This is a genomic window from Neobacillus niacini, assembly GCF_030817695.1.
Classification (GTDB): Bacteria; Bacillota; Bacilli; order Bacillales; family Cytobacillaceae; genus Neobacillus; species Neobacillus niacini_F.
This window is the reverse complement of the sequence record NZ_JAUSZQ010000002.1, coordinates 3,779,950-3,801,963: the sequence shown is the minus strand read 5'-3', so window position 1 is coordinate 3,801,963 and position 22,014 is coordinate 3,779,950. Positions and strand designations below refer to the sequence as shown.

Below are 22,014 nucleotides of genomic sequence, written 5' to 3'. Positions count from 1 at the left end.
TGTGGATATGAAACCTCTACAACAAACGTTAAATGATAGAGTTGACCAAATTAAAAAGGGTGGACCTCCCAAATATCATGAGAAAAACCAAGAGCAGGGAAAACTGTTCGTCCGGGATCGTTTATCATTATTATTCGATTCTGACATTGAACTAGAGGATGGTCTATTTGCAAACTGTATGGCGGGTGATCTTCCTGCAGACGGTGTTGTGACAGGGATGGGAAAGATTAATGGACAGACAGTCTGTGTGATGGCCAATGATTCAACCATCAAAGCTGGTTCTTGGGGAGCTAGGACGGTTGAAAAAATCATTCGAATCCAAGAAACAGCTGAAAAACTTCGAGTGCCATTATTATACTTGGTAGATTCAGCTGGAGCGCGGATAACAGATCAGGTGGAAATGTTCCCGGGGCGTCGTGGTGCAGGAAGAATCTTTTACAATCAAGTAAAACTTTCTGGTAAAATTCCTCAGATTTGTATTCTGTTTGGGCCATCTGCTGCTGGTGGAGCCTATATTCCAGCTTTTTGTGACATTGTTATTATGGTTGATAAAAATGCGTCGATGTACCTGGGATCACCAAGAATGGCTGAAATGGTAATTGGTGAAAATGTAACCTTGGAGGAAATGGGCGGCGCTCGCATGCACTGTTCTGTTTCAGGCTGTGGTGATGTTCTTGCGAAAAATGAAGAAGAAGCCATTTCAATGGCTAGAGACTATCTTTCATATTTTCCAGCCAATTTTTCAGAGAAACCGCCAGTTCGTGAGGCTGTGGATCCTAAACAATTGAAGAAACCATTGGAAGAGTTAATTCCAGTTAATCAAAATTCACCATTTAATATGCTTGATCTAATAAATGGGATTATTGATGAAGGCTCTTTCTTTGAAATCAAAAAACTTTTTGCTGGCGAACTGATAACAGGACTTGCCCGCATGGATGGGAAACCTGTGGGAATCATTGCCAATCAGCCGCGTGTTAAAGGCGGGGTATTATTCCACGATTCAGCCGATAAGGCAGCGAAATTTATTAATCTTTGTGATGCCTTCCATATTCCACTTTTATTTCTAGTTGATGTGCCTGGATTTATGATTGGTACAAAGGTAGAACGGGCAGGAATCATTCGCCATGGTGCGAAAATGATTTCAGCGATGTCTGAAGCAAGTGTTCCGAAAATCTCTGTTATCGTACGTAAAGCATATGGAGCTGGTCTCTATGCAATGGCTGGTCCTGCATTTGAACCAGATGCGTGTCTAGCTTTACCTTCCGCGTCCATTGCAGTTATGGGACCAGAAGCAGCCGTTAATGCCGTTTATGCCAATAAAATTGCTGCGCTTCCAGAAGAAGAGCGTGCCGCTTTTATCGAACAAAAGCGTGAGGAATACAAAGAGGATATTGATATTTATAATTTGGCATCTGAAATGGTGATTGACGGAATTATCCCAGCAAACTCATTACGTAAGGAACTCGTAAATCGTTTCGAGGCATATTCTTCCAAATATCTCATTTTCTCAGAACGAAAACACCCTGTATATCCGGTCTAAAACAGAGGGGACGTTTCTTCTGGCCTAAAAAGGCCGGAAGAAACGTCCCCTTGGTTTATTTAATAAGATGGAAAATGTACATCATGTATATTTCCTGGCTCTTGTCTTTCATTTAGTTCTGCCAGTGCTGCCATTAATACTTTCATTTGTGTTGTTTTATCATGAGGCTTTCCTAACGAATGTCCAAATTCGAACCCTACTGGATGTATAGCCCGTGGCGGCCTCATCAAGCTGGATTGTTCAACGTCCAACGTAATCAATGTTGTAGGAATTCCCTGAGATTCAATGCCGCGCTGCACTGTAACTACAGTGCGATGACAGAGAGGTCAGCCGGCAGTTAAAAGGACAGCATCCGCTTTGGAACGAACTACTTCCTTTACGAGTGCAGGGATTGTTTCCTTATTAATAATATTTAAACGCATGGAATAACCCATCATGGTCATATGTTTTTCAGCAACCCCGCCTAGGTCTCCATCGTCTACCATTTCCCGCAGTCGGTCAATAGGAAAAACGCAATTAATATCCTCTTTCGGGGCAACTGTATTATAATGCTCCTTTGGGGCTGCATGAGTGACTGTTAAATCCTTTGCATCAACATCTCCTGGAATAATACGGAAGGTCGTATCTCCTACTGAAGGATCGGTGTTAAATGCCTCTTGATCCTTTAGATGAACACCAGAAGTGGAAACAATCATAATAGTCATTTCATGCAGTGGTTTGGTGCTAGGTGTATATGGGATAGCTTTTCTTGATAGTTCCATACACAGCCTCCTTATATTCTACTAACAAAATTAGGATTAAAGTTTTCTTAAAACATCAAACAACTCTTCGTTGTCAGGCTGCTTATCAAGTGGATGAACATCAATCCATTGAACGATTCCTTCTTTATCAATGATAAAGAGGGCTCGTTCGGAAGCTCCATATGCTGGTTCGCTTTTGTTTTTACGAAGAACGCCATATTTCTCCGAAACTTCTCCATGTGGATAGAAATCGGAACAAAGCGGATATGATATTCCACCAATAGATTTTGCCCATGCATCATGACTGTGAACGCTATCGACTGAAATACCCAGGACCTGGGTATCAAAATCTTCAAAACGAGGGAGATCATCCTCATATGAAGGCATTTGCGCGCCTCAAACTGGGGTCCAATCTAGAGGATAAAAACAAAGAAATACATTTTTAGATCCGCGGAATTCACTCAAAGTCACTCTGCGGCCGCCATGGGCTTCCACTGTGAAATCAGGTGCCATATCACCAACTTTTAAGGTGCTTGTTTCAGTAGCTCCTTGTGGCATGTAATTATCTCCTTTCTATTTTTAAAATTTACGAACACTTTTTATTATTCCCATGTACATTTTGGATTAACCGTAAATATAAGCATTTAAATCCTTTTTTCTATTGCCAAACGCAGCTCAAGGAGAGTGATTTTTGTGAAACTCATTATTTGTATTGGTCCAACCGGTTGAAAAATTGGATTAGAAATTGATGAAAATTCTTTTCGGATGGTCCAATTTCTCTATGTTTAGGCGTAATAACCCCGACTGTACGCATGGCTTTGGGTGTTTCAATAGGTACTTTGACTGTGAACCGTGGAACCGAGTCATAGAAAGTACTCTCAGGCAGCAGGCTAACGCCGATTCCAGCGGAGACAAGTCCTTTTAATGCATCCATATCCTCCCCTTCGGACGCAATGTTCGGTTCAAAGCCAGCCTCATGACAGGCATCGACAGCAATTTTTCGAAGGACATATCCATCTGGAAATAAAACGAATGGATCTGTCCGCAAGTCACTTAAATTCAGCCTTTTTTTATCAGCCAAGGGATGACGCTCAGGAATCAAGGCGACGATATTTTCCATAAATAAAATCTTGGCCTCGAGATCGGTTTCCTTCATGGGAACAGGGCCGAGAAAGGCTAAATCGATATCACCGTTTTTAACCGCATCAATTAAGTAGGCATAGGAGCCATGCCGCAAATGGAAATTAACATTTGGAGCGACTTCCTTATAAGCCGAAATAAGATTTGGAAGCCAATAGATGGAGAGACTTGAAGGATATCCAATATGAAGCGTTCCTCCTAGGGGATTGAGATATTCTTCTACTTTTTCCTTTCCTTCATCTAAAGTTTTTAAAGCACTTATTGCAAATTGTAAAAAAATGTTTCCGATCGGTGTAATCTTAATATTCCTGCCGGCCCTTTCCAATAACTTAACCCCTAGCTCCTCTTCCAGTTTGGTAATTTGATAGCTAACGGCTGATTGTGCCACGTTTAGATGATCAGCTGCCTCTGTAACATGCTGCCGTTCTGCCACTTCGATTAAATAACGTAATTGACGAAGCTCCATTGTTATTCCTTCTTTCATTAATATAAGAATTAGATTGGTTTGATATAAATTATATATTGTTTGAATTAAATAGAAAACCTAGAATAGTGGATATAACTATTTCGACAATTAAACTAACAGGGAGAGATTTGAAATGACGTATCATCAACTACCAAAAGCACAAGGTCTCTACCGTCCAGAATTTGAACATGATGCCTGTGGAATCGGCTTGTATGCTCACATAAAAGGGAATGCAACACATGATATTGTGGCAAAAGGACTAAAGATGCTTTGTCAATTGGATCATCGCGGCGGACAGGGGAGTGACCCGCTTACAGGCGATGGCGCCGGACTTATGGTTCAAATACCGGATCAATTTTTCCGCCAAGAATGTCCAGAAATCAAATTACCAGAAAAAGGGAAATACGGTGTGGGGATGCTGTTTTTCTCTAAGGATGATCGTGAACGGGAAGAAATTGAAAACTATATCAATAAAATGGTCGAACAAGAGGGTCAAACGGTGCTTGGCTGGAGAACAGTCCCAGTTAATCCCGAACCAATAGGGGTAACAGCACAGGAAAGCTGTCCTGTCATTCGTCAGTTGTTTGTTGCTGATAGCGAAAAAAGTACGGATTCATTAGCGTTTGAACGAAAATTATACGTAATTAGAAAACAAGCAGAAAAATGGGCAAAGGAATCAGAATATCGTTTTTACTTTGCTAGTCTTTCTAGCAGGACTATTGTTTACAAAGGTCTGTTAACGCCTGAACAAGTAGATCAGTTCTATTTGGATTTGCAGAATGAGAATTTTGTCTCGGCGTTTGCTTTAGTGCATTCCCGCTTTAGTACAAACACATTTCCAAGCTGGGAAAGAGCACATCCAAACCGCTATTTAATTCACAATGGTGAGATTAATACACTTCAGGGAAATATTCACTGGATGAAGGCGCGGGAAAGTCAATTTGTATCAGAGGCGTTTGGAACGGATTTGGAAAAAGTACTGCCAATCCTTGATACGGATGGAAGTGACTCTTCAATCTTAGATAATGCGCTTGAATTTTTGGTCCTTGCCGGCAGAAAGCCAGCCCATGCAGCTATGATGTTAGTCCCAGAGCCATGGTCTGAAAACCCTCATATCACTGAGGAAAAGCGAGCTTTTTATGAATATCACAGTTCACTAATGGAGCCATGGGATGGACCATCCGCTATTTCTTTCACCGATGGAAAACAAATTGGTGCGATTTTGGATCGGAACGGCCTGCGTCCAGCTCGTTATTATGTAACAGAAGATGATTATATTATTTTTTCATCTGAGGTCGGTGTCATCGATGTTGAGCCGGAAAAGGTATTGTACAAAGAGCGACTTCGCCCGGGAAAAATGCTTTTGATTGATTTAGAAGAAGGTCGAATTATTTCCGACGAGGAAATCAAATCACAATTGGCTCAGGAACAGCCTTATCAGCAATGGCTAAATGAACAGCTTGTTCGCTTGGAAGATAGCGTAGAGGCTGAAGGAGAGATCCCTGCTGAGTTACTGGTCCTTCAAAAAGCCTTTGGTTATACGTATGAAGATATTCAAAAATATATCCTTCCGGCAGTGACTGAAGGTAAAGATCCACTCGGAGCGATGGGAAATGATATGCCGCTTGCAGTTTTATCAGACCGCCCTCAAACTTTGTTTAACTACTTTAAGCAATTATTTGCCCAAGTAACCAATCCGCCAATTGACTCGATTCGTGAATCAATTGTTACTTCAACCATTTCCTATTTAGGAGCAGAAGGGAATTTACTTCATCCATCAGCAGAAAATTGCCGTCGGATTCAGTTGGAGTCACCGATCCTAACGAATAGCCAACTTGAAGATTTAAAGATGAACGAATTATTTAAAAGCAAAGTAATCGACATCCTGTTCGCTGAGGATTTAGAAAATAGCCTTAACGAAATTTGCCGTCAAGCAGACCAAGCAATTGCAGGTGGGGCAAGCTTAATTATCCTGTCTGACCGAAATATGAATGCAGCAGGAGTTGCGATTCCTTCGTTATTGGCAGCCAGCACCCTTCATCAACACTTGATTCGTGAAGGATTAAGAACCAAGGCAAGCATTATTGTTGAAACAGGGGAAGTAAGAGAAGTTCACCATTTTTCTGTACTACTTGGATATGGTGTTGATGCGATTAACCCATATCTTGTTTTCGCTACCTATCAGCAAGCTGTTGAGGAAGGAACGATACCATTCACTTATCAAGAAGCAGTGAAGAAGTATATCTATGCCATGACTGAGGGTGTAGTAAAGGTCATGTCAAAAATGGGGATTTCAACGGTGCAAAGCTACCGTGGTGCTCAAATTTTTGAAGCAGTTGGGATCAGCTCAGATGTTATCGATACCTACTTCACAGGAACAGTTTCCCAGCTTGGAGGAATTGGGTTAGACACCATCGCTAAAGAAGCGAAGCTGCGTCATGGTGAAGCATTTAATGAATCAACCGACAAGACCTTAGAGTCAGGCAGTAACTTTCAATGGAGACATGATGGTGAACACCATGCCTTTAATCCAGGAACCATTCATACCCTGCAATGGGCGTGCCGCAACGGTGATTATGAATTATTTAAAAAATATTCGACACAGGCAAATGAAGAAAGACTTGGCTTCTTACGAAACTTATTCTCCTTTAATGGAGCGCAGCCAGCTGTGCCGATTGAAGAAGTAGAATCAGTTGATTCAATTGTCCGCCGCTTTAAAACAGGTGCGATGTCATTTGGATCCATCAGTAAGGAAGCACACGAAACATTAGCCATTGCTATGAACCGTTTAGGTGGAAAAAGCAACTCAGGTGAAGGCGGGGAAGATTCAAGCCGTTCATGTTTAGATGAAAATGGCGACAACAGAGGAAGTGCGATTAAACAGGTTGCATCCGGTCGTTTTGGTGTAAAGAGTCATTACCTTGTTAATGCCCAAGAGCTGCAAATAAAAATGGCTCAAGGAGCAAAGCCTGGTGAAGGTGGACAGTTGATGGGTACAAAAGTATACCCATGGGTTGCAGACGTGCGTGGGGCAACGCCGGGAGTCAGCTTGATTTCACCGCCGCCGCACCATGATATTTACTCCATCGAGGATTTGGCGCAGCTGATTCATGATTTGAAAAATGCAAACCGCGACGCCCGTATTAGCGTTAAGCTTGTTTCAAAAGGCGGGGTCGGAACCATTGCTGCCGGTGTGGCAAAAGCAGTAGCCGATGTAATTGTAATTAGCGGTTACGATGGCGGAACGGGTGCATCACCGAAAACCAGCATTCAGCACGCCGGTTTGCCGTGGGAACTTGGATTGGCAGAGGCACACCAAACGCTTATGTTAAATGGTTTACGTGATCGGGTTGTGCTTGAAACCGACGGAAAATTAATGACAGGTAAGGATGTTGTAATGGCAGCCCTGCTTGGGGCAGAGGAATTTGGCTTTGCAACTGCACCACTGGTTGTTCTTGGTTGTGTCATGATGCGCGTGTGTCATTTGGATACATGTCCGGTTGGTATTGCGACTCAAAACCCTGAGCTTCGCAGAAAGTTCACGGGGGAAGCTGATTATATCGTGAACTTTATGCGTTTCATTGCTCAGGAAGTGCGTGAGCTTATGGCTGAGCTAGGTTTCAGAAGTGTTGATGAAATGGTCGGCCGCGTAGATGTATTAACGGTAAGTGAGCGGGCAAAAGCACATTGGAAGGCACAGCATTTGGATTTGACATCGTTGCTGTATAAGCCTGAAGGACACCGTACCTTCAAAACTCCACAAAATCACAAAATTGACGAATCACTAGATATTAAACAAATTCTTCCGGCAGTTCAACCAGCTTTAGACCAGGGGACACCTGTAGATTTAACCTTCCCTATTTCAAACATCAATCGCGTGGCGGGAACCATCGTCGGGAGTGAAATTTCCAAACGCTACGGTGAAGATGGTCTTCCAGAGGATACCATTACACTAAGATTTACCGGTTCTGCAGGACAAAGCTTTGGTGCCTTTGTACCAAAAGGAATGACTTTAGAGCTTACTGGAGACACAAACGATTATGTTGGTAAAGGTCTATCTGGCGGAAAGATTATTGTTCGAGCAGATGAGTATACGAAGATCGCTTCTGGAGAAAATGTCATCGCTGGAAATGTCGCCTTTATTGGGGCAACAAGTGGTGAAGCTTATATTAACGGACGTGCAGGCGAACGTTTTGCTGTTCGGAATAGCGGCGTCAATGTGGTTGTTGAAGGTGTAGGTGACCATGGCTGTGAATATATGACTGGCGGGCGTGTTGTTATATTAGGTGATGTAGGCAAAAATTTTGCAGCAGGAATGTCCGGCGGAATTGCCTACGTTCTAGCAGAAGATAAAGATGCATTTAAGCGTTTATGTAATCAGGAACTGATTGAGTTTGAATCGTTATCTACTGCTGTCGAACAGGATGAGCTAAAACAGTTAATCGAAAACCATTTCCGTTACACTCAAAGTGTAAAGGCTAGCTGTGTTCTAGAAAACTGGGAAAAGTGTGTTAGAAAATTTGTCAAAGTCATTCCGAAGGATTATAAACGGATGATTCATTTAATAGAAGAGCAAAAATTAGCAGGATTATCGGAAGAAGAAGCAGTCATGAGCGCCTTTTTAGCGAACTCCTCTGCAAAACCAACACATTCTAAACAGCAGGAAGCTGTAAACCGCTAAGAAAGGGGAGAGGAACAATGGGGAAACCAACGGGATTTATGGAATATGCCCGCGAAAAAGTGGGAGAGAGGAATCCACTAACACGCCAAAACGATTGGGGCGAATATACGGTTCCTTTTTCTGATGAAAAGTTACGTATTCAGGGGGCGCGGTGCATGGATTGCTCCATCCCCTTCTGCCATACCGGAATGGAGATTCAAGGAGCAACGTCAGGCTGTCCGATTCACAACTTGATCCCAGAGTGGAATGATCTAGTGTACCGCGGCCGTTGGAAAGAAGCACTCGACCGGCTGATGAAAACAAATAATTTCCCTGAGTTTACAGGCAGGGTTTGTCCGGCACCATGTGAAGGTTCATGCACGTTAGCCATATCAGACCCAGCAGTTACAATTAAGAATATAGAACAAGCAATCATCGATAAAGGCTTTGAAAACGGATGGATCACACCGAGGATTCCAAAGTCACGAACTGGAAAAAAAGTGGCGGTTATTGGTTCCGGCCCTGCTGGTTTGGCAGCGGCCGATCAGCTTAATCAAGCTGGCCATTCCGTAACGGTTTATGAGCGTGCAGACCGTCCAGGTGGTTTGCTGATGTATGGAATTCCGAACATGAAGCTTGAAAAAGAGGTTGTAGAACGCCGGATTCGTTTATTGACACAGGAAGGAATTGACTTTGTTACGAATACAGAAGTGGGTAAAGATATCACAGCAGCAGAACTTCAAGCACAGTTCAATGCGGTTATCCTTTGTACAGGAGCCCAAAAACAGAGGGATTTAGTGATTGAAGGTCGTGAAGCAAAGGGAATTCACTTTGCGATGGATTATTTAACGCTAGCGACAAAAAGTCTTTTAGATTCGAACTTTGAGGATGGTCAATTTATTAATGTAGAAGATAAAGACGTCATCGTAATCGGTGGCGGTGACACAGGTGCCGACTGTGTGGCAACAGCGCTTCGTCAAAATGCCAAGAGTGTCGTTCAGTTCGGCAAGCATCCACAATTACCTGTTGCACGTACAGCTGATAATTTATGGCCAGCGTATCCAAACGTTTTTACCATGGATTATGCTTATAAGGAAGCAGAAACCAAATTTGGGGAAGATCCACGCCAATATTCAATTCAAACAAAGAAAATCGTCGCCGATGAGAATGGGAATCTAAAAGAACTTCACACCATCCAAATGGAAAAGCTAAAGGATGAAGAAGGTCGTTATTATTTTAAAGAAATCCCAGGCACTGAAAAGGTATGGCCAGCTCAGTTTGTGTTTATTGCAATCGGCTTTGAAGGTACTGAACAGCCCCTATTAAGCGAATTTGGTGTAAAGGCAGTCAACCAAAGGGTTTCTGCTAGATATGGTGAATTCAAAACAAACGTAGAAGGAGTGTTCGCTGCAGGCGATGCCAGAAGAGGCCAAAGCCTCATCGTTTGGGCAATCAACGAAGGCCGTGAAGTTGCTCGTGAAGTGGATAAATACTTGATGGCGTAGTGAAATTGGTATTCTTGTCTAATTTAAAAGATAGTATCGGTTTTTAAGTTGTGGTCAATAAGGGTCGCATTTATTAACCACTAAAACATCAAGGTTCTTTCGAATAGTCCATAATAGGGAAGAAAAGTTGCAGGCATCATTTTCATTAAATGATGCCTTTTTTTTGTTGTATGCTTTATTAACCTCTCACTTAACATCTATTTTATTGAAATTATCACCTTTAGTAATAGAAGTAAAACCTTTAGTTTGTTGGGTATTTGAACAAAGTTATTTTAGTTAAAATAAAATCAGAAAAGATAGAAAGTTCTTGGAAAGAGAAATGTCTTTTACAAAATGAATTTAAAAAGGAGGTTGGTAAGGAGTAATTACAGAACTTTAATCCTTTTAACCAATTTATTAATTGTAAACCTGTAAACTATTTTTAGTTCAGAGTTTTTAGTAAGCCTTTTCAAAATAAAAGTCTTTTATTAAAAAGGAGAATAAAACATGCTAAAAGTTCTACGTAAACCTATCCTTTCTGGATTAGCTTTAGCCTTATTATTACCTGTAGGATCGACAGTTGGTGCCGAGACAAATATCTCAAATAAACCAAGTATTAGCGGATTAACAGCACCACAATTGGACCAACGATATAAAGATTCTTTCACCATCGGTGCAGCCGTGGAGCCTTATCAATTGTTAGATGCAAAAGACTCACAAATGTTAAAGCGACATTTTAATAGTATCGTAGCAGAGAATGTCATGAAGCCTAGCAGTATCCAGCCAGTAGAAGGGCAGTTTAACTGGGAAAATGCTGATAAAATTGTGAAGTTTGCCAAAGAAAATGGCATGGAACTTCGCTTCCATACGCTTGTTTGGCATCAACAGGTACCAAATTGGTTCTTTACTAATAAACAAGGTGAATGGATGCCAAATGAAACAGATCCAGTAAAACGTGAAGCAAACAAACAACTGTTATTACAGCGCTTAGAGGCCCATATTAAAGCAATTGTAGAACGTTATAAGGACGATGTGAAATCTTGGGATGTGGTAAATGAAGTCATATCTGATGGCGGTGGTTTGCGCACCGATACCAATTGGTACAGAATCGCAGGGGCAGATTATATAAAAGCTGCGTTTGAGGCAGCCAGAGAAGCTGGTGGAGATGACATTAAGCTCTATATCAATGATTACAATACAGAAGTTGAACCTAAGCGAAGCAGTCTTTATAACTTAGTTAAGGGCTTATTGGACCAGGGAGTTTCCATTGATGGCGTTGGACATCAGTCCCACATCCAAATTGGCTGGCCTTCTGAAGCAGATATTGAAAAGTCAATTACGATGTTTGCGGATCTGGGCTTAGATAACCAAATTACCGAACTTGATGTGAGTATGTATGGCTGGCCAGTAAGAGCGTATCCTACCTATGATTCTATTCCAGAACAGAAATTCATAGATCAAGCAGACCGTTATGACCGTTTATTTAAATTATATGAGAAATTGGGCGATAAAATCAGTAATGTCACATTCTGGGGAATTGCCGATAACCATACATGGCTGAACGACCGTGCAGATGTTTACTATGATGGAGATGGTAACGTAGTAACAAACGCAAACGCAACATATGCTAGAGTAGAAAGAAGATCAGGAAAAGATGCACCATTTGTATTTGATCCGGAATACAATGTAAAACCAGCCTATTGGGCGATTATCGACCACAAATAGAACACCAAGGGGACGGTTCTCCTGGCAAAAATGGCCAGGAGAACCGTCCCCTTTTGTCACTGTATATCCGCCAGGTTTGATGATTCATCTGGTCTTTGCCCATTCTGTAAATCGGCAATTGTCAGTCCAAAATTCATTTGGAAGTGTGGGTAATCTTTAAAATCTTTCCAATCTCCGCCCCATTCAAACCCTAGTGCCTTAGCCATTTTAACTACCTCGGACCAATCGGGCTTTCCGTTTTGGTTGCCATCATATTGACGATCCCAAATAACATCTCCTGAAGGAGTTTCAAGTGCAAAATCAATCGCAAGCCCATAATTATGATAGGATTCTCCACCTTTTGCATTCGTGACAATATTTCCCTCTGTAGTACGTCCTTGTTCATAAATGGTGTTCTGCTCTTCTATACTACGGAAACCGTCAGTAATCAAAACAACAATTCCTATCTTTGCTGCTTGTTGGACTAATTGATCGCTACGTTCCTTTACGACGGGATGGAGTTCTGTCGGTAAGGGTACATCTTTCTTCTGTTCAATGCCTGTTGCTTTAGACGGTGTGGTTTCTTTGTCTTTTAATATAAAAATAGTACTGATCCCTAGAACAAGTAGGAAAAGTAACAATTTAATCCTTTTCATGGTGCCTCTTCCTTTCGTATCCAAAAGACTACAAAGCTCCTTCGAAGCCAAGTTTTCGTCCTCTATCTATCTATCAATCCCTATTATTGTGCAGTATAAACCTTAAACAATTCTTAATAGTATCTGTTACATAATAAACAAACATGACCTTCTAGTAAAGGTTAATAACTTCTACTCTATTAATTTTACCATATTCACATAGACTAGATTTTTTTGTTTTTATATTGAATTTCTAAGTTTAAGAAAAGTTTAAGGATGTTCCTCCATAATAAGGATAATCAATCATCATTCAGGTACAACAGAAAATAGAAATGACCAGAGGTGAAGAGGGAATGGTGGAAACGGAAAACAGTATGAATGAATTAACATCTAGTATAACGTTGTCCATTTATTATCAGGACGATGGGAAAACCATTGAGAAAATTACAATCAGAAAGAAAAGAACAGGTGATGGTCAAGGTGGACAAGGCGGTAAAACCGGTAATTAGAATGAAGGAAAAACAATCGTAATGATTACCCACGATGAAAGTATTGCGGCCATGGCGAAACGAATCATATATGTAGAGGACGGAATGATTAAGCAAAATACGGGAAAGAAGGTTAAAGAATATTCCTATTAAAATCGTTAAAAAGCTAAGGGGACGGTTCTCCTGGACCAAAAAGTCCAGGAGAACCGTCCCCATTGTTTTCATTGTTTTTAAATGGATGCACGATTTGACTCCAGGTTTTTCCTCCAGGATATTTGAGCCATGACTAGAACGATAAGGGCACATAATCCAATCCCGGCTAAAATGTAAAATCCGGCAGCATACGTTCCTGTCATTTGTTTAAGTGACCCCAGTATGTTAGGAACAAAGAATCCTCCCACGCCGCCAGCAGCTCCGACAATACCAGTTATCACACCAATTTCCTCTTGGAATCGCTGAGGAACCAATTGGAATACCGCACCATTACCCATTCCAAAACAAAGCATCCCGATAAACAATCCTGCAATAGCAATTGGCAGGGCAGGAAGCTGGCTTATGCTGAACATGGTGATTCCAACCCCAATAAATAAGAATGTTAACAATCGAACCCCGCCGATTTTATCTGCGATGTATCCGCCAACTGGTCGGAAAAAACTTCCGGCTGCGACACACAAGGTAACGAAATCACCAGCATGTACCTTTGTTAACTGATATTGATCTACAAAAAAGATGCTTAAAAAGCTAGATAGCCCGACAAAGCCCCCAAAGGTAACACTATAAAGCAGGCAGAAATATAAGGTGTCTTTTTGTTTAAAAACCTGAAAGTATTCTTTCATCGGTTTTGCTTTGGGCTGTGATGGGGCATCCTTCGCCATTACAACATATAAAACCATAACAATGAAAAGGGGGATAAGTGCAAGTCCCATTACATTATGCCAGCCAATCGTTTCGGCCAAACGAGGTCCAAATAAAGTAGCCAATAGCGTACCGCTGTTACCTGCACCTGCAATACCCATGGCCAATCCCTGTAAATGCGGCGGGTACCACCGGCTCGCCATTGGAATGGCCGCTGCAAAACTTGCACCTGCTACTCCAAGAAGAATTCCAATCAGGAAAAGTTCTGTAAGTGTTTGACCGTATAACCATCCCCATAGGAGTGGAATGATCGTCACAGTCATCCCGCTGATAGCTGTTTTTTTAGGACCAATGCGATCGGTTAAGAAACCAAGAATCAGTCGAAAAAATGAACCGCTTAAGATAGGAACTGCTACTATTAGACCTCTTTCAGAAGGTGAAAGATTGAAATCGTTTGTGATATAAACCCCTAATGCCCCCAACATCACCCATATCATAAAACTGATATCAAAGTATAGAAATGACGCCACTAATGATGGTGTGTGGCCTGCCTTTTTTAAATCTGCTAGTTTCATCTTAATCTACTCCTCTCAAGTAATCTTTGTTACCACCCGATATTTTTCGTTCCTTTTGAAAATAAGACTTTAGCTAATAAAATGACGAATGAAATCAATCCAATATTATTTTTCATTTTTGTATACCTCCTAGTTTTTATAGTCTTAAGAATAGTCTGTTAATGATATTTTGTCTCAATTGCTGTGAAGAAACCTAACACATGTATTTTTTTCTTCCATGAAAAATCCGTAGAATTACAAGGTTTATCGCTTATTCAAAAAAATTTAAATCTTCATAAGGATTCTTTCTTCCTTTAGCTGAGAGAAAACTAGTATGTAAGGAAATATAACGTGATTCGTTTTTTTATTTTGACTTTATGTGATAATTGATGGCATTAAGTTTAATATGAGATGAAATAACAGCTGGAGGTTTAAAATGGGTAAAAAAAAGCTGGTATTAGTGGGAAACGGAATGGCTGGTGTCCGCTGTATAGAGGAAATATTAAAGCTGGATCCTTCAGGTTTTGAGATTACTATTTTTGGAAGTGAACCCCACGTAAATTATAATCGTATTCTTTTATCCTCCATTTTACAGGGAGGCACTTCTTTTGGAGATATTACGCTGCATAACCGTGAATGGTATGAGCGTCATCATATTCAATTGTATACAGGAGAAACAGTAATTGAAATTGATAAACATTTACAGGTTGTTAAGTCGGATCAAAACCGAATCGTTTCTTATGATCAATTGATTATCGCTACTGGCTCTGTTCCGTTTTCCCTTCCGATTCCAGGTGCCGATAAACAGGGAGTCGTTACGTTCAGAACAATTGAAGATTGTCAGAAAATGATAGAGATCTCTAAAAAAAATAAAACAGCAGTGGTGATTGGTGGAGGTTTATTGGGTTTAGAAGCAGCAAAGGGACTTCTTAATCTCGGGATGACTGTGTATGTCGTTCATATTGGCAGTTATTTAATGGAGAGGCAGTTAGATGAAACAGCAGCAAGAATGCTTCAAAAAGAACTGGAAAGTCTAGGAATGAAGTTCCTATTAGAAAAGGAGACGAAAGAAATAGTTGGAGGTATTGGGGCGAAAGGTGTCCATTTTAATGATGGGACAGAAGTTGAAGCCGATTTGGTTGTGATGGCTGCAGGTGTCAGGCCGAATGTTCAACTTGCAAAAGAAACCGGAATTGAAACAAACCGAGCGATTCTAGTAAATGACTATATGGAGACTAGTGTACCGAACATTTACGCAGTAGGAGAATGTGTGGAGCATCGTGGAATGGTTTATGGGTTGGTACAGCCTCTTTATGAACAAGGTAAAGCATTAGCAAAACGGATCTGTGGTATAGAAGGGCAAGGCTACGAAGGAAGTGTTCTCTCTACCCAACTGAAAATTTCAGGAGTAGACCTGTTTACAGTAGGAATCATTCATGATGAGGATTCTTCAAACCAATCTATAAAGATTTTTGATGAGGTTGAAAGAGTTTATAAAAAAGTAGTTTTTCAGGATCATAAGATTATCGGCGCAGTGTTGTTTGGTGATACAAAAGAACGAACAAAGCTGCTAGATATGATTCTCAAACATCAGGATGTGTCCGAGTTAGAAAAGGTTTCACTATTTCCACAGGAAAAGGGCGGTGAATTTTCTATAGGCTCGATTCCAGCTAGTAAGATTATTTGTAATTGTAATAGTGTGACGAAAGGAACTATTCAGGAGGCTATTCTACGAGAAGGGTTAACTACTTTTGAAGAAGTAAAAAAGTGTACGAAAGCTTCAAGCTCCTGCGGAGGATGTAAACCACTCGTGGCCGACCTGCTGTCATATATACAGAATAATGAATTTGAAGAAGTCTTAGAAGAAAAGTCATGTCTGTGTTCTTGTACCACGTTAAATGATGATGAGATTATTCGGGAGATGCAGAGACAAGGATTAACATCTCTAAAGGAAGTTATGGAAGTCTTAGATTGGAAAGATAACGAAGGCTGTTCTATTTGCCGTCCAGCAATTAACTATTATTTAGGAATGATTAATCCAGAATATGAGAGTAAACAACAAGCTCTTTTTATAAACGAAAAAATGAATGCAGGAATTCAATCTGATGGGACCTATACCCTTATCCCTCAAATGTATGGTGGTCTAACAAACCCAGAGCAATTAAGAAAAATTGCTCAAGTAGCTGAAAAGTATCATATAAACGATGTGGCAATTACGAGTGACCAAAGAATTCATTTACTTGGTGTCAAGAAAGATGATTTGGCGGAAGTATGGGCAGATTTAAACATGCCGTTAAGTTTACCCCAAGCAAATGGTGTCCAAAACATTAAAACATGTATAGGGGAACATATTTGTTCATGTGATAAAAAACCATCTATTGAGCTCGCAGTTAGCCTCGAAAAGCATTTTGAATTTCTTACTAGCCCTTACCGGGTCAAAATGGGTGTATCATCTTGCTTGCATAACGGAGCAGGATCGACCACAAAAGATGTTGGCGTCATTGGGGTTGACAGGGGCTGGGAGATTTATATCGGTGGAAGCAGCGGGCGGAATGTTCGTTCGGGTGAGTTATTATGTGTTGCTGCAACGACTGAAGAAGCGATTGAGTTGATCAGAGGTTTTGTTCAATATTATCGTGAGACAGCTAATTATCTGGAGCGTACATGGGAATGGGTAGAAAGAGTGGGATTGGTTCATGTTAGGGAAGTATTATTTGAAGAAAACCTTCGCCAGCAGCTGCTCGAGCATTTGGCAGAGGAAATTGTTTTACGCAAGAGATTAGTAGAGAAGAGCCTTTTATAATAAATTCAAAATAGTGTTAAAAGGGGGAGTGACTGTTGACGGAATTGTTATTGAAGTATTTCCGCTCCAAGCAGCAGGAAGTGAAGTCAGAAAAAAGATATGATACACAATGTCCATTTTGCAGTATGCAATGCAAAATGCAGCTACTAGAACAATCCATTGTTACCAGAAAAAAATATGTAACGATTGGAAAAAACAACCCTACTTCTGAGGGCCGATTGTGTATGAAAGGGATGAATGCCCATCAACATAGTTTTCATAACGAGCGGTTGAAATATCCATTGCTTAAAAGAAATGGGGAATTCGTCCGCGTCAGCTGGGAAGAGGCATTGGAACATATTAAGAATAACTTTACTAGAATTCAAGAGGAAGATGGATTGAATGCTTTAGCTGTTTACGGGAGTGCGTCCATCACAAATGAAGAAGCCTATTTACTTGGGAAATTTGCAAGGGTTGCCTTGAAAACGAGATACATTGATTATAATGGTCGATTATGCATGTCAGCAGCTGCATCTGCAGCCAGTCAAACGTTTGGGGTCGACAGAGGATTTACAAATACCCTGCAGGAAATTCCATTTACTCGATGTATTATTTTGGCCGGGACGAATATCGCAGAGTGTCAGCCCACGATTATGCCTTATTTTGAGAAAGCAAAGGAAAATGGTGCTTATATTATTGCAATTGATCCTCGGGAAACAGCAACAACGAAAATGGCGGACTTGCATCTAAAAGTCAAACCAGGAACAGATGCCGCTTTAGCAAATGGGTTATTAAAGGTGATTATAGAGGAAAACTATATTGACCAAGCATTTATTAGTGACCGGGTAAAAGGTTTTGAGGATGTACTAAAACATTTATCATCTACGGATTTACAAGAAATTGAGGATATAACAGGTGTTCCTAAAGAACAAATTCAAAAAGCAGCTCGTAAGTTTGGTAAAGAAGATTCGGGGATGATTTTTACTGCAAGAGGGGTGGAACAGCATACAGACGGCTCGATAGCTGTTCGTAATTTCCTCAATATTCTTATTTCAACTGGAAAAATTGGCAAGCAAAATTGTGGTTTTGGAGCCATAACAGGACAGGGAAATGGTCAGGGTGCAAGAGAACACGGACAGAAAGCAGATCAACTGCCAGGATATCGATCGATTGAAAATGAGGAACACCGCGCATATATAGCCAGTGTTTGGGGCGTGGAAAAAGATGAAATACCTAGAAAAGGTGTTTCCGCGTATGAAATGATGGAAAAAATCGATAACGGTGAGATTACCGGCATGTTTTTAATGTGTTCGAACCCGGTTGTTTCCAATCCAAACGCACAATTTGTTAAAAAGGCATTACAAAAGTTGAAATTTTTAGTAGCGGTAGATCTGTTTGTGTCAGAGACTGCGAAATTAGCAGATGTTATTTTACCAGCTTCCTCTTATTTAGAGGATGAAGGAACGATGACGAATGTGGAAGGAAGGGTGACATTAAGGGAAGCAAGTTATCCTTGTCCGGGAGAAGTGAAACATGATTGGCAAATTATATGCGAAGTAGCTCGCGTACTTGGAAAAGGAGAATACTTTAACTTTTCTAGTGCGGAAGAAATTTTTAATGAATTGCGGGTAGCGAGCCGTGGAGGAAAAGCGGATTATTATGGTATCACCTATTATCGTCTGCGGAAGGAAGGAGGTATCCTTTGGCCGTGCCCAGACCTTGAGCATAAAGGGACAGCACGTTTGTTTGAAACCTCGTTTTCCCACCCTGATGGCAGAGCAGAAATGGTGGCAGTCCCTAACCGTCCAGACCCAGCTAAGGAACAGCTAAGTGAGGAGTATCCCCTTTATTTAACAACAGGAAGAGTGATGGCACACTATTTAACAGGCGTACAAACGAGAAAAAGTCCGGCATTGGCAGCTAGAAATGTAGAATCCTTTGTAGAAATTCACCCGGTAACCGCTAAAAAATACGGGATAGAAGATCGTTCCTTAGTAAGGATCGAATCCAAAAGAGGCAGTATTGTTGTCAGGAGTATATGGTCGGAAACCATTCGCCAGGATACAGTATTTGTTCCTTTTCATTGGGCCGACACGCAAAATGTGAATCTATTAATTTCAAAAGACCTGGATCCGATATGCAAAATGCCAGGATTTAAATTAAGTGCAGTAAAAGTAAGGTCTGTTATGGATTTATATGCTCATTAAATAGTCAAATAAAAACTCATCCCTAACCAAAATAATCAATAAGATGGAAGAACTGAATGATAAAAATCCCACTTTTTGTATCGAAGGTGAGATTTTTATTACTTCAGTATTTTCTTTTTTTTCATGACTATTGCCGTCAACAAAAAGGGTATGACCATTAATTTGAACTTAACCCGACGAATGGTTAGATACTTTGGCAGAAGCCCGTTTCTCTCTTATTTTTCCAATCATTAATAATAGTAATGGAATAAAAAAACAAATCGTTAAGGAAAACGGCGTCAGCGTTTTAGCTATATAGTTACTAACGTGTACGACATTTGGGTGCATAATAATAGAACTGGGTAAGATTAAAAATGCTAATGGAAAAATAAGGTTTTTGTAATCTTTCAGCCCAAATAATTGAGCTAACCCAAGAGTAAGCCCATAATAGCAGATAGTTAACTTGAAATATATGGTGAAAACCCAAATAATCGCTACAATCACTTCAACCCGTTGAAAAAAATTTCCAATGCTTATTTTTTTCCCTAATATATAGGTAGGATAGGATTGTCTAGAGGTAAAGTCAGGTCCTAATACTAAAATACTGAATAAGACAATAATGGATAAGATGACGCCGCCAATGATTGTTGCTCTATAAAAAGCTTTTTTCATCTCTGCTTTTTCGGTAACAAAAGGTGCTATCATTAATAAAATGTGTAATTGTAAATAGGGTAATCCCAGGTGGTGATAAGATCCACTTATAATTGGTTTTATTCCTTCGCCGAAAATAGGTTGAATATTCTCTAATTTGATCTGTGGAATAAGAAATAAGAATAGCATCAAAAGCAGTAAGACGATCCATGGGAAAAAGATTACTGCTGTACGGCAAATAACTTCCAATCCTAATCGCACGCCAATTATGCTAGTCAATACAATCAAGATCATGATGACTTCAGTTGGGGTTTCTACCAATACATGCGTTGTAAAAAAGTCACCGATCCCTCTATACCCTCCAGAGGTAATGTGGAAAACATAAAACAGATATGGAACGGCTGCTAGTTTGCCCAGCCATTTTCCTAATATTATTTCATTCATTTCTACATAAGTCATGGATGGATAAAGGGAAATGAACTGGTTATATATAAATAAAAAAAATAAGCCGGGTAGAATCGTTAATGCAGCCGCAACCCAGGCATCCTGTTTGGCTATTGTAGAAAGTAAAGCAGGTATATGAAGTATGGCGGTTCCAATAGTAAAAGTAATGACTATAATACTAAATTCACCAGCATTAATTTTCCCCTTCTCAAGCATTATCGCTGATACACCTCCCTATCACAGATTCCGTTCGAAGAAAGAAGTTACCGGACTAAAAATTTTCGCTATCCAGTCTAACGGTGTTGGAATGGAAACATCTTTGCATAATAGAATAGCCAGGGTCATACCTGCTGAAAGCAAAAGGAAATAAACAATCATTTCACGCCGCCATTTTTTTTTCACAAGGGGCGGTATTTCGAAGAAAGTAATAATAGCCCCTGTCAATAAAATCCCAATAATTGCCCACATCGATCATTTTTCCTCGATTTCCTTTTGAAATGATTCTGTAATGGTGCCTAAACGACGAATCTCCGCTTTCACATTAACGGTTACTTCCAATTTGGCAAATTCCTGATCCCAATTTTTTTGAAGACGTTTCCAAGCTTTCGGATCTGCCCGGTGAATTACTTCTCCGAAACCAAAGATATCGCTTTGATATTCCTCTTGGACCGTTTTAATAGCTAATTCTATTCTTTCTTTAATCCAATTTTGATATTTTTTATTCAATTGTTTGATTTTTTCTGGTTTCGATAAATCGAATTCGCATGCAACTTCACCGACATCTCCTTCAGTAGTGACCTGAATAGATATTTTTGGGTTCCCGTTCTCCATTTTCCCTTTTACTTTTGTTTTTGAGCGTATTGTACTAATTGTAATTTTTCCGTCTTCACATGGGAAAGTTACCGCTGTAGACTTTACATTATCCGTAATATAATTAAAGCCTTTACTTTCCTCCTCATTTAACCAACCGATAAGTTTATCATTTTTAAATACTCCAATTGTGTCAATTTTTAAGCCTGTTTTTGGTGAAACATTTTGCACATTTGTAAAAGAACTGCCAGATTCAGGGTTTCCATATACATGAACACCTGTTAAAACAGGTTCTTTCCCTTTACTAACAATACTGGTTATTAATTCATCAACTGTAACGCTCTTTGTCGGTGCCCATCGTTTATCTGCAGTCTCTAAGGCATTGGAAAGTTTTGTTGCTGGGCTTTTTTCGAGAGCCGTTTGGACATTTAGAATATCGGAAGCTTTCGATCCCTTAGCCACCGTAAGAAAGAAATCTGAACGCATTTCATGATGCCGGGAAAGAACATCAAGGACCTTTCCGATTCCCTCTTTAGCCAATTCCTCTCCAAAAACAACATTTCGGAGATGAGCTACATAAATTCTTCTTGGTACATCCGTTGATAATCTCCTCATAGCATCCATCAGGGTATCTCCCGTTTTCATAAACCTTATAACTTCCGTTCGGCCAGTAGCGGTTTTACCGGCAATCTCACCTGGATTAACAATTTGAACGGAAACGAGATACCCATCCTCTGTTTTATCAATCCCTATGGCAGAAACAATGGCAATCTCATTTAGCTCTTTACTGCTCCAGCAGGATGTAAGAAGACTTATTATTAGAAGGAACATAATGAAAAAGCTTATAATTTTTTTCATTTTACTACCTCTCTCAT

General features: G+C 40.3%; 16 protein-coding genes. 7 read left to right on the top strand and 9 right to left on the bottom strand.

Annotated elements, in window-relative coordinates:
- Positions 1–7 precede the first annotated feature (7 nt).
- Positions 8–1,540: an acyl-CoA carboxylase subunit beta gene (locus tag QFZ28_RS19205; RefSeq protein ID WP_373428151.1), complete on the top strand. Its 1,533-nt coding sequence runs from the start codon at positions 8–10 to the stop codon at positions 1,538–1,540.
- Positions 1,541–1,599: 59 nt separating this feature from the next.
- On the opposite strand, the gene QFZ28_RS19200 is transcribed toward QFZ28_RS19205, so the two are convergent.
- From QFZ28_RS19200 to QFZ28_RS19185, 4 genes are all read right to left on the bottom strand, one after another.
- On the bottom strand, positions 1,600–1,791 hold the full coding sequence (locus QFZ28_RS19200) for a hypothetical protein (protein WP_307196136.1): 192 nt from the start codon (positions 1,789–1,791) through the stop codon (positions 1,600–1,602).
- 75 nt (positions 1,792–1,866) lie between these two features.
- Positions 1,867–2,301: a glycine/sarcosine/betaine reductase selenoprotein B family protein gene (locus QFZ28_RS19195; RefSeq protein ID WP_307196135.1), complete on the bottom strand. Its 435-nt coding sequence runs from the start codon at positions 2,299–2,301 to the stop codon at positions 1,867–1,869.
- Between the two features lie 36 nt (positions 2,302–2,337).
- On the bottom strand, positions 2,338–2,793 hold the full coding sequence (locus tag QFZ28_RS19190) for a redoxin domain-containing protein (RefSeq protein ID WP_307197075.1): 456 nt from the start codon (positions 2,791–2,793) through the stop codon (positions 2,338–2,340).
- A gap of 190 nt (positions 2,794–2,983) precedes the next feature.
- Positions 2,984–3,886: a LysR family transcriptional regulator gene (locus QFZ28_RS19185; protein ID WP_307196134.1), complete on the bottom strand. Its 903-nt coding sequence runs from the start codon at positions 3,884–3,886 to the stop codon at positions 2,984–2,986.
- Positions 3,887–4,019: 133 nt separating this feature from the next.
- On the opposite strand from QFZ28_RS19185, the gene gltB reads away from it, so the two are divergent.
- From gltB to QFZ28_RS19170, 3 genes are all read left to right on the top strand, one after another.
- Positions 4,020–8,567, top strand: a complete 4,548-nt coding sequence (gene gltB, locus QFZ28_RS19180) for a glutamate synthase large subunit (RefSeq protein ID WP_307196133.1) — start codon at positions 4,020–4,022, stop codon at positions 8,565–8,567.
- 17 nt (positions 8,568–8,584) lie between these two features.
- A complete protein-coding gene (gltD, locus tag QFZ28_RS19175) occupies positions 8,585–10,051 on the top strand; it encodes a glutamate synthase small subunit (protein ID WP_307196132.1) in 1,467 nt (488 codons plus the stop codon).
- Between the two features lie 486 nt (positions 10,052–10,537).
- Positions 10,538–11,755, top strand: a complete 1,218-nt coding sequence (locus QFZ28_RS19170; RefSeq protein ID WP_307196131.1) for an endo-1,4-beta-xylanase — start codon at positions 10,538–10,540, stop codon at positions 11,753–11,755.
- A gap of 56 nt (positions 11,756–11,811) precedes the next feature.
- Here QFZ28_RS19170 and QFZ28_RS19165 read toward each other — a convergent pair whose 3' ends face one another.
- Complete coding sequence (locus tag QFZ28_RS19165) at positions 11,812–12,390, bottom strand: M15 family metallopeptidase (protein ID WP_307196130.1); 579 nt, start codon at positions 12,388–12,390, stop codon at positions 11,812–11,814.
- Positions 12,391–12,722: 332 nt separating this feature from the next.
- Here QFZ28_RS19165 and QFZ28_RS19160 point away from each other — a divergent pair, with 332 nt between their 5' ends.
- On the top strand, positions 12,723–12,878 hold the full coding sequence (locus QFZ28_RS19160; RefSeq protein ID WP_307196129.1) for a hypothetical protein: 156 nt from the start codon (positions 12,723–12,725) through the stop codon (positions 12,876–12,878).
- A 209-nt stretch (positions 12,879–13,087) separates the two neighbouring features.
- Here the strand turns inward: QFZ28_RS19160 and QFZ28_RS19155 are convergent, their stop codons facing one another.
- Complete coding sequence (locus QFZ28_RS19155; RefSeq protein ID WP_307196128.1) at positions 13,088–14,287, bottom strand: nitrate/nitrite transporter; 1,200 nt, start codon at positions 14,285–14,287, stop codon at positions 13,088–13,090.
- A 415-nt stretch (positions 14,288–14,702) separates the two neighbouring features.
- On the opposite strand from QFZ28_RS19155, the gene nirB reads away from it, so the two are divergent.
- Together nirB and nasC are read left to right on the top strand one after the other, a co-directional pair.
- Positions 14,703–17,069, top strand: coding sequence for a nitrite reductase large subunit NirB (gene nirB, locus QFZ28_RS19150; protein WP_307196127.1), 2,367 nt, complete (start codon positions 14,703–14,705; stop codon positions 17,067–17,069).
- Positions 17,070–17,104: 35 nt separating this feature from the next.
- On the top strand, positions 17,105–19,255 hold the full coding sequence (gene nasC, locus QFZ28_RS19145; RefSeq protein WP_307196126.1) for an assimilatory nitrate reductase catalytic subunit NasC: 2,151 nt from the start codon (positions 17,105–17,107) through the stop codon (positions 19,253–19,255).
- A gap of 168 nt (positions 19,256–19,423) precedes the next feature.
- Here the strand turns inward: nasC and QFZ28_RS19140 are convergent, their stop codons facing one another.
- From QFZ28_RS19140 to QFZ28_RS19130, 3 genes are read right to left on the bottom strand one after another with little or no spacing between them, the layout of a single operon-like run.
- The gene (locus tag QFZ28_RS19140; RefSeq protein ID WP_307196125.1) at positions 19,424–20,545 is read right to left on the bottom strand and encodes a GerAB/ArcD/ProY family transporter; all 1,122 of its coding nucleotides are present in this window, start codon (positions 20,543–20,545) and stop codon (positions 19,424–19,426) included.
- Between the two features lie 21 nt (positions 20,546–20,566).
- Positions 20,567–20,797 carry a hypothetical protein gene (locus QFZ28_RS19135; protein WP_307196124.1) on the bottom strand — a complete coding sequence of 77 codons (231 nt, stop codon included), beginning with the start codon at positions 20,795–20,797 and terminating at the stop codon, positions 20,567–20,569.
- 3 nt (positions 20,798–20,800) lie between these two features.
- Entirely contained in the window at positions 20,801–21,997 is a 1,197-nt protein-coding gene (locus QFZ28_RS19130) for a Ger(x)C family spore germination protein (protein WP_307196123.1), read from the bottom strand.
- Between the last annotated feature and the right edge of the window lie 17 nt (positions 21,998–22,014).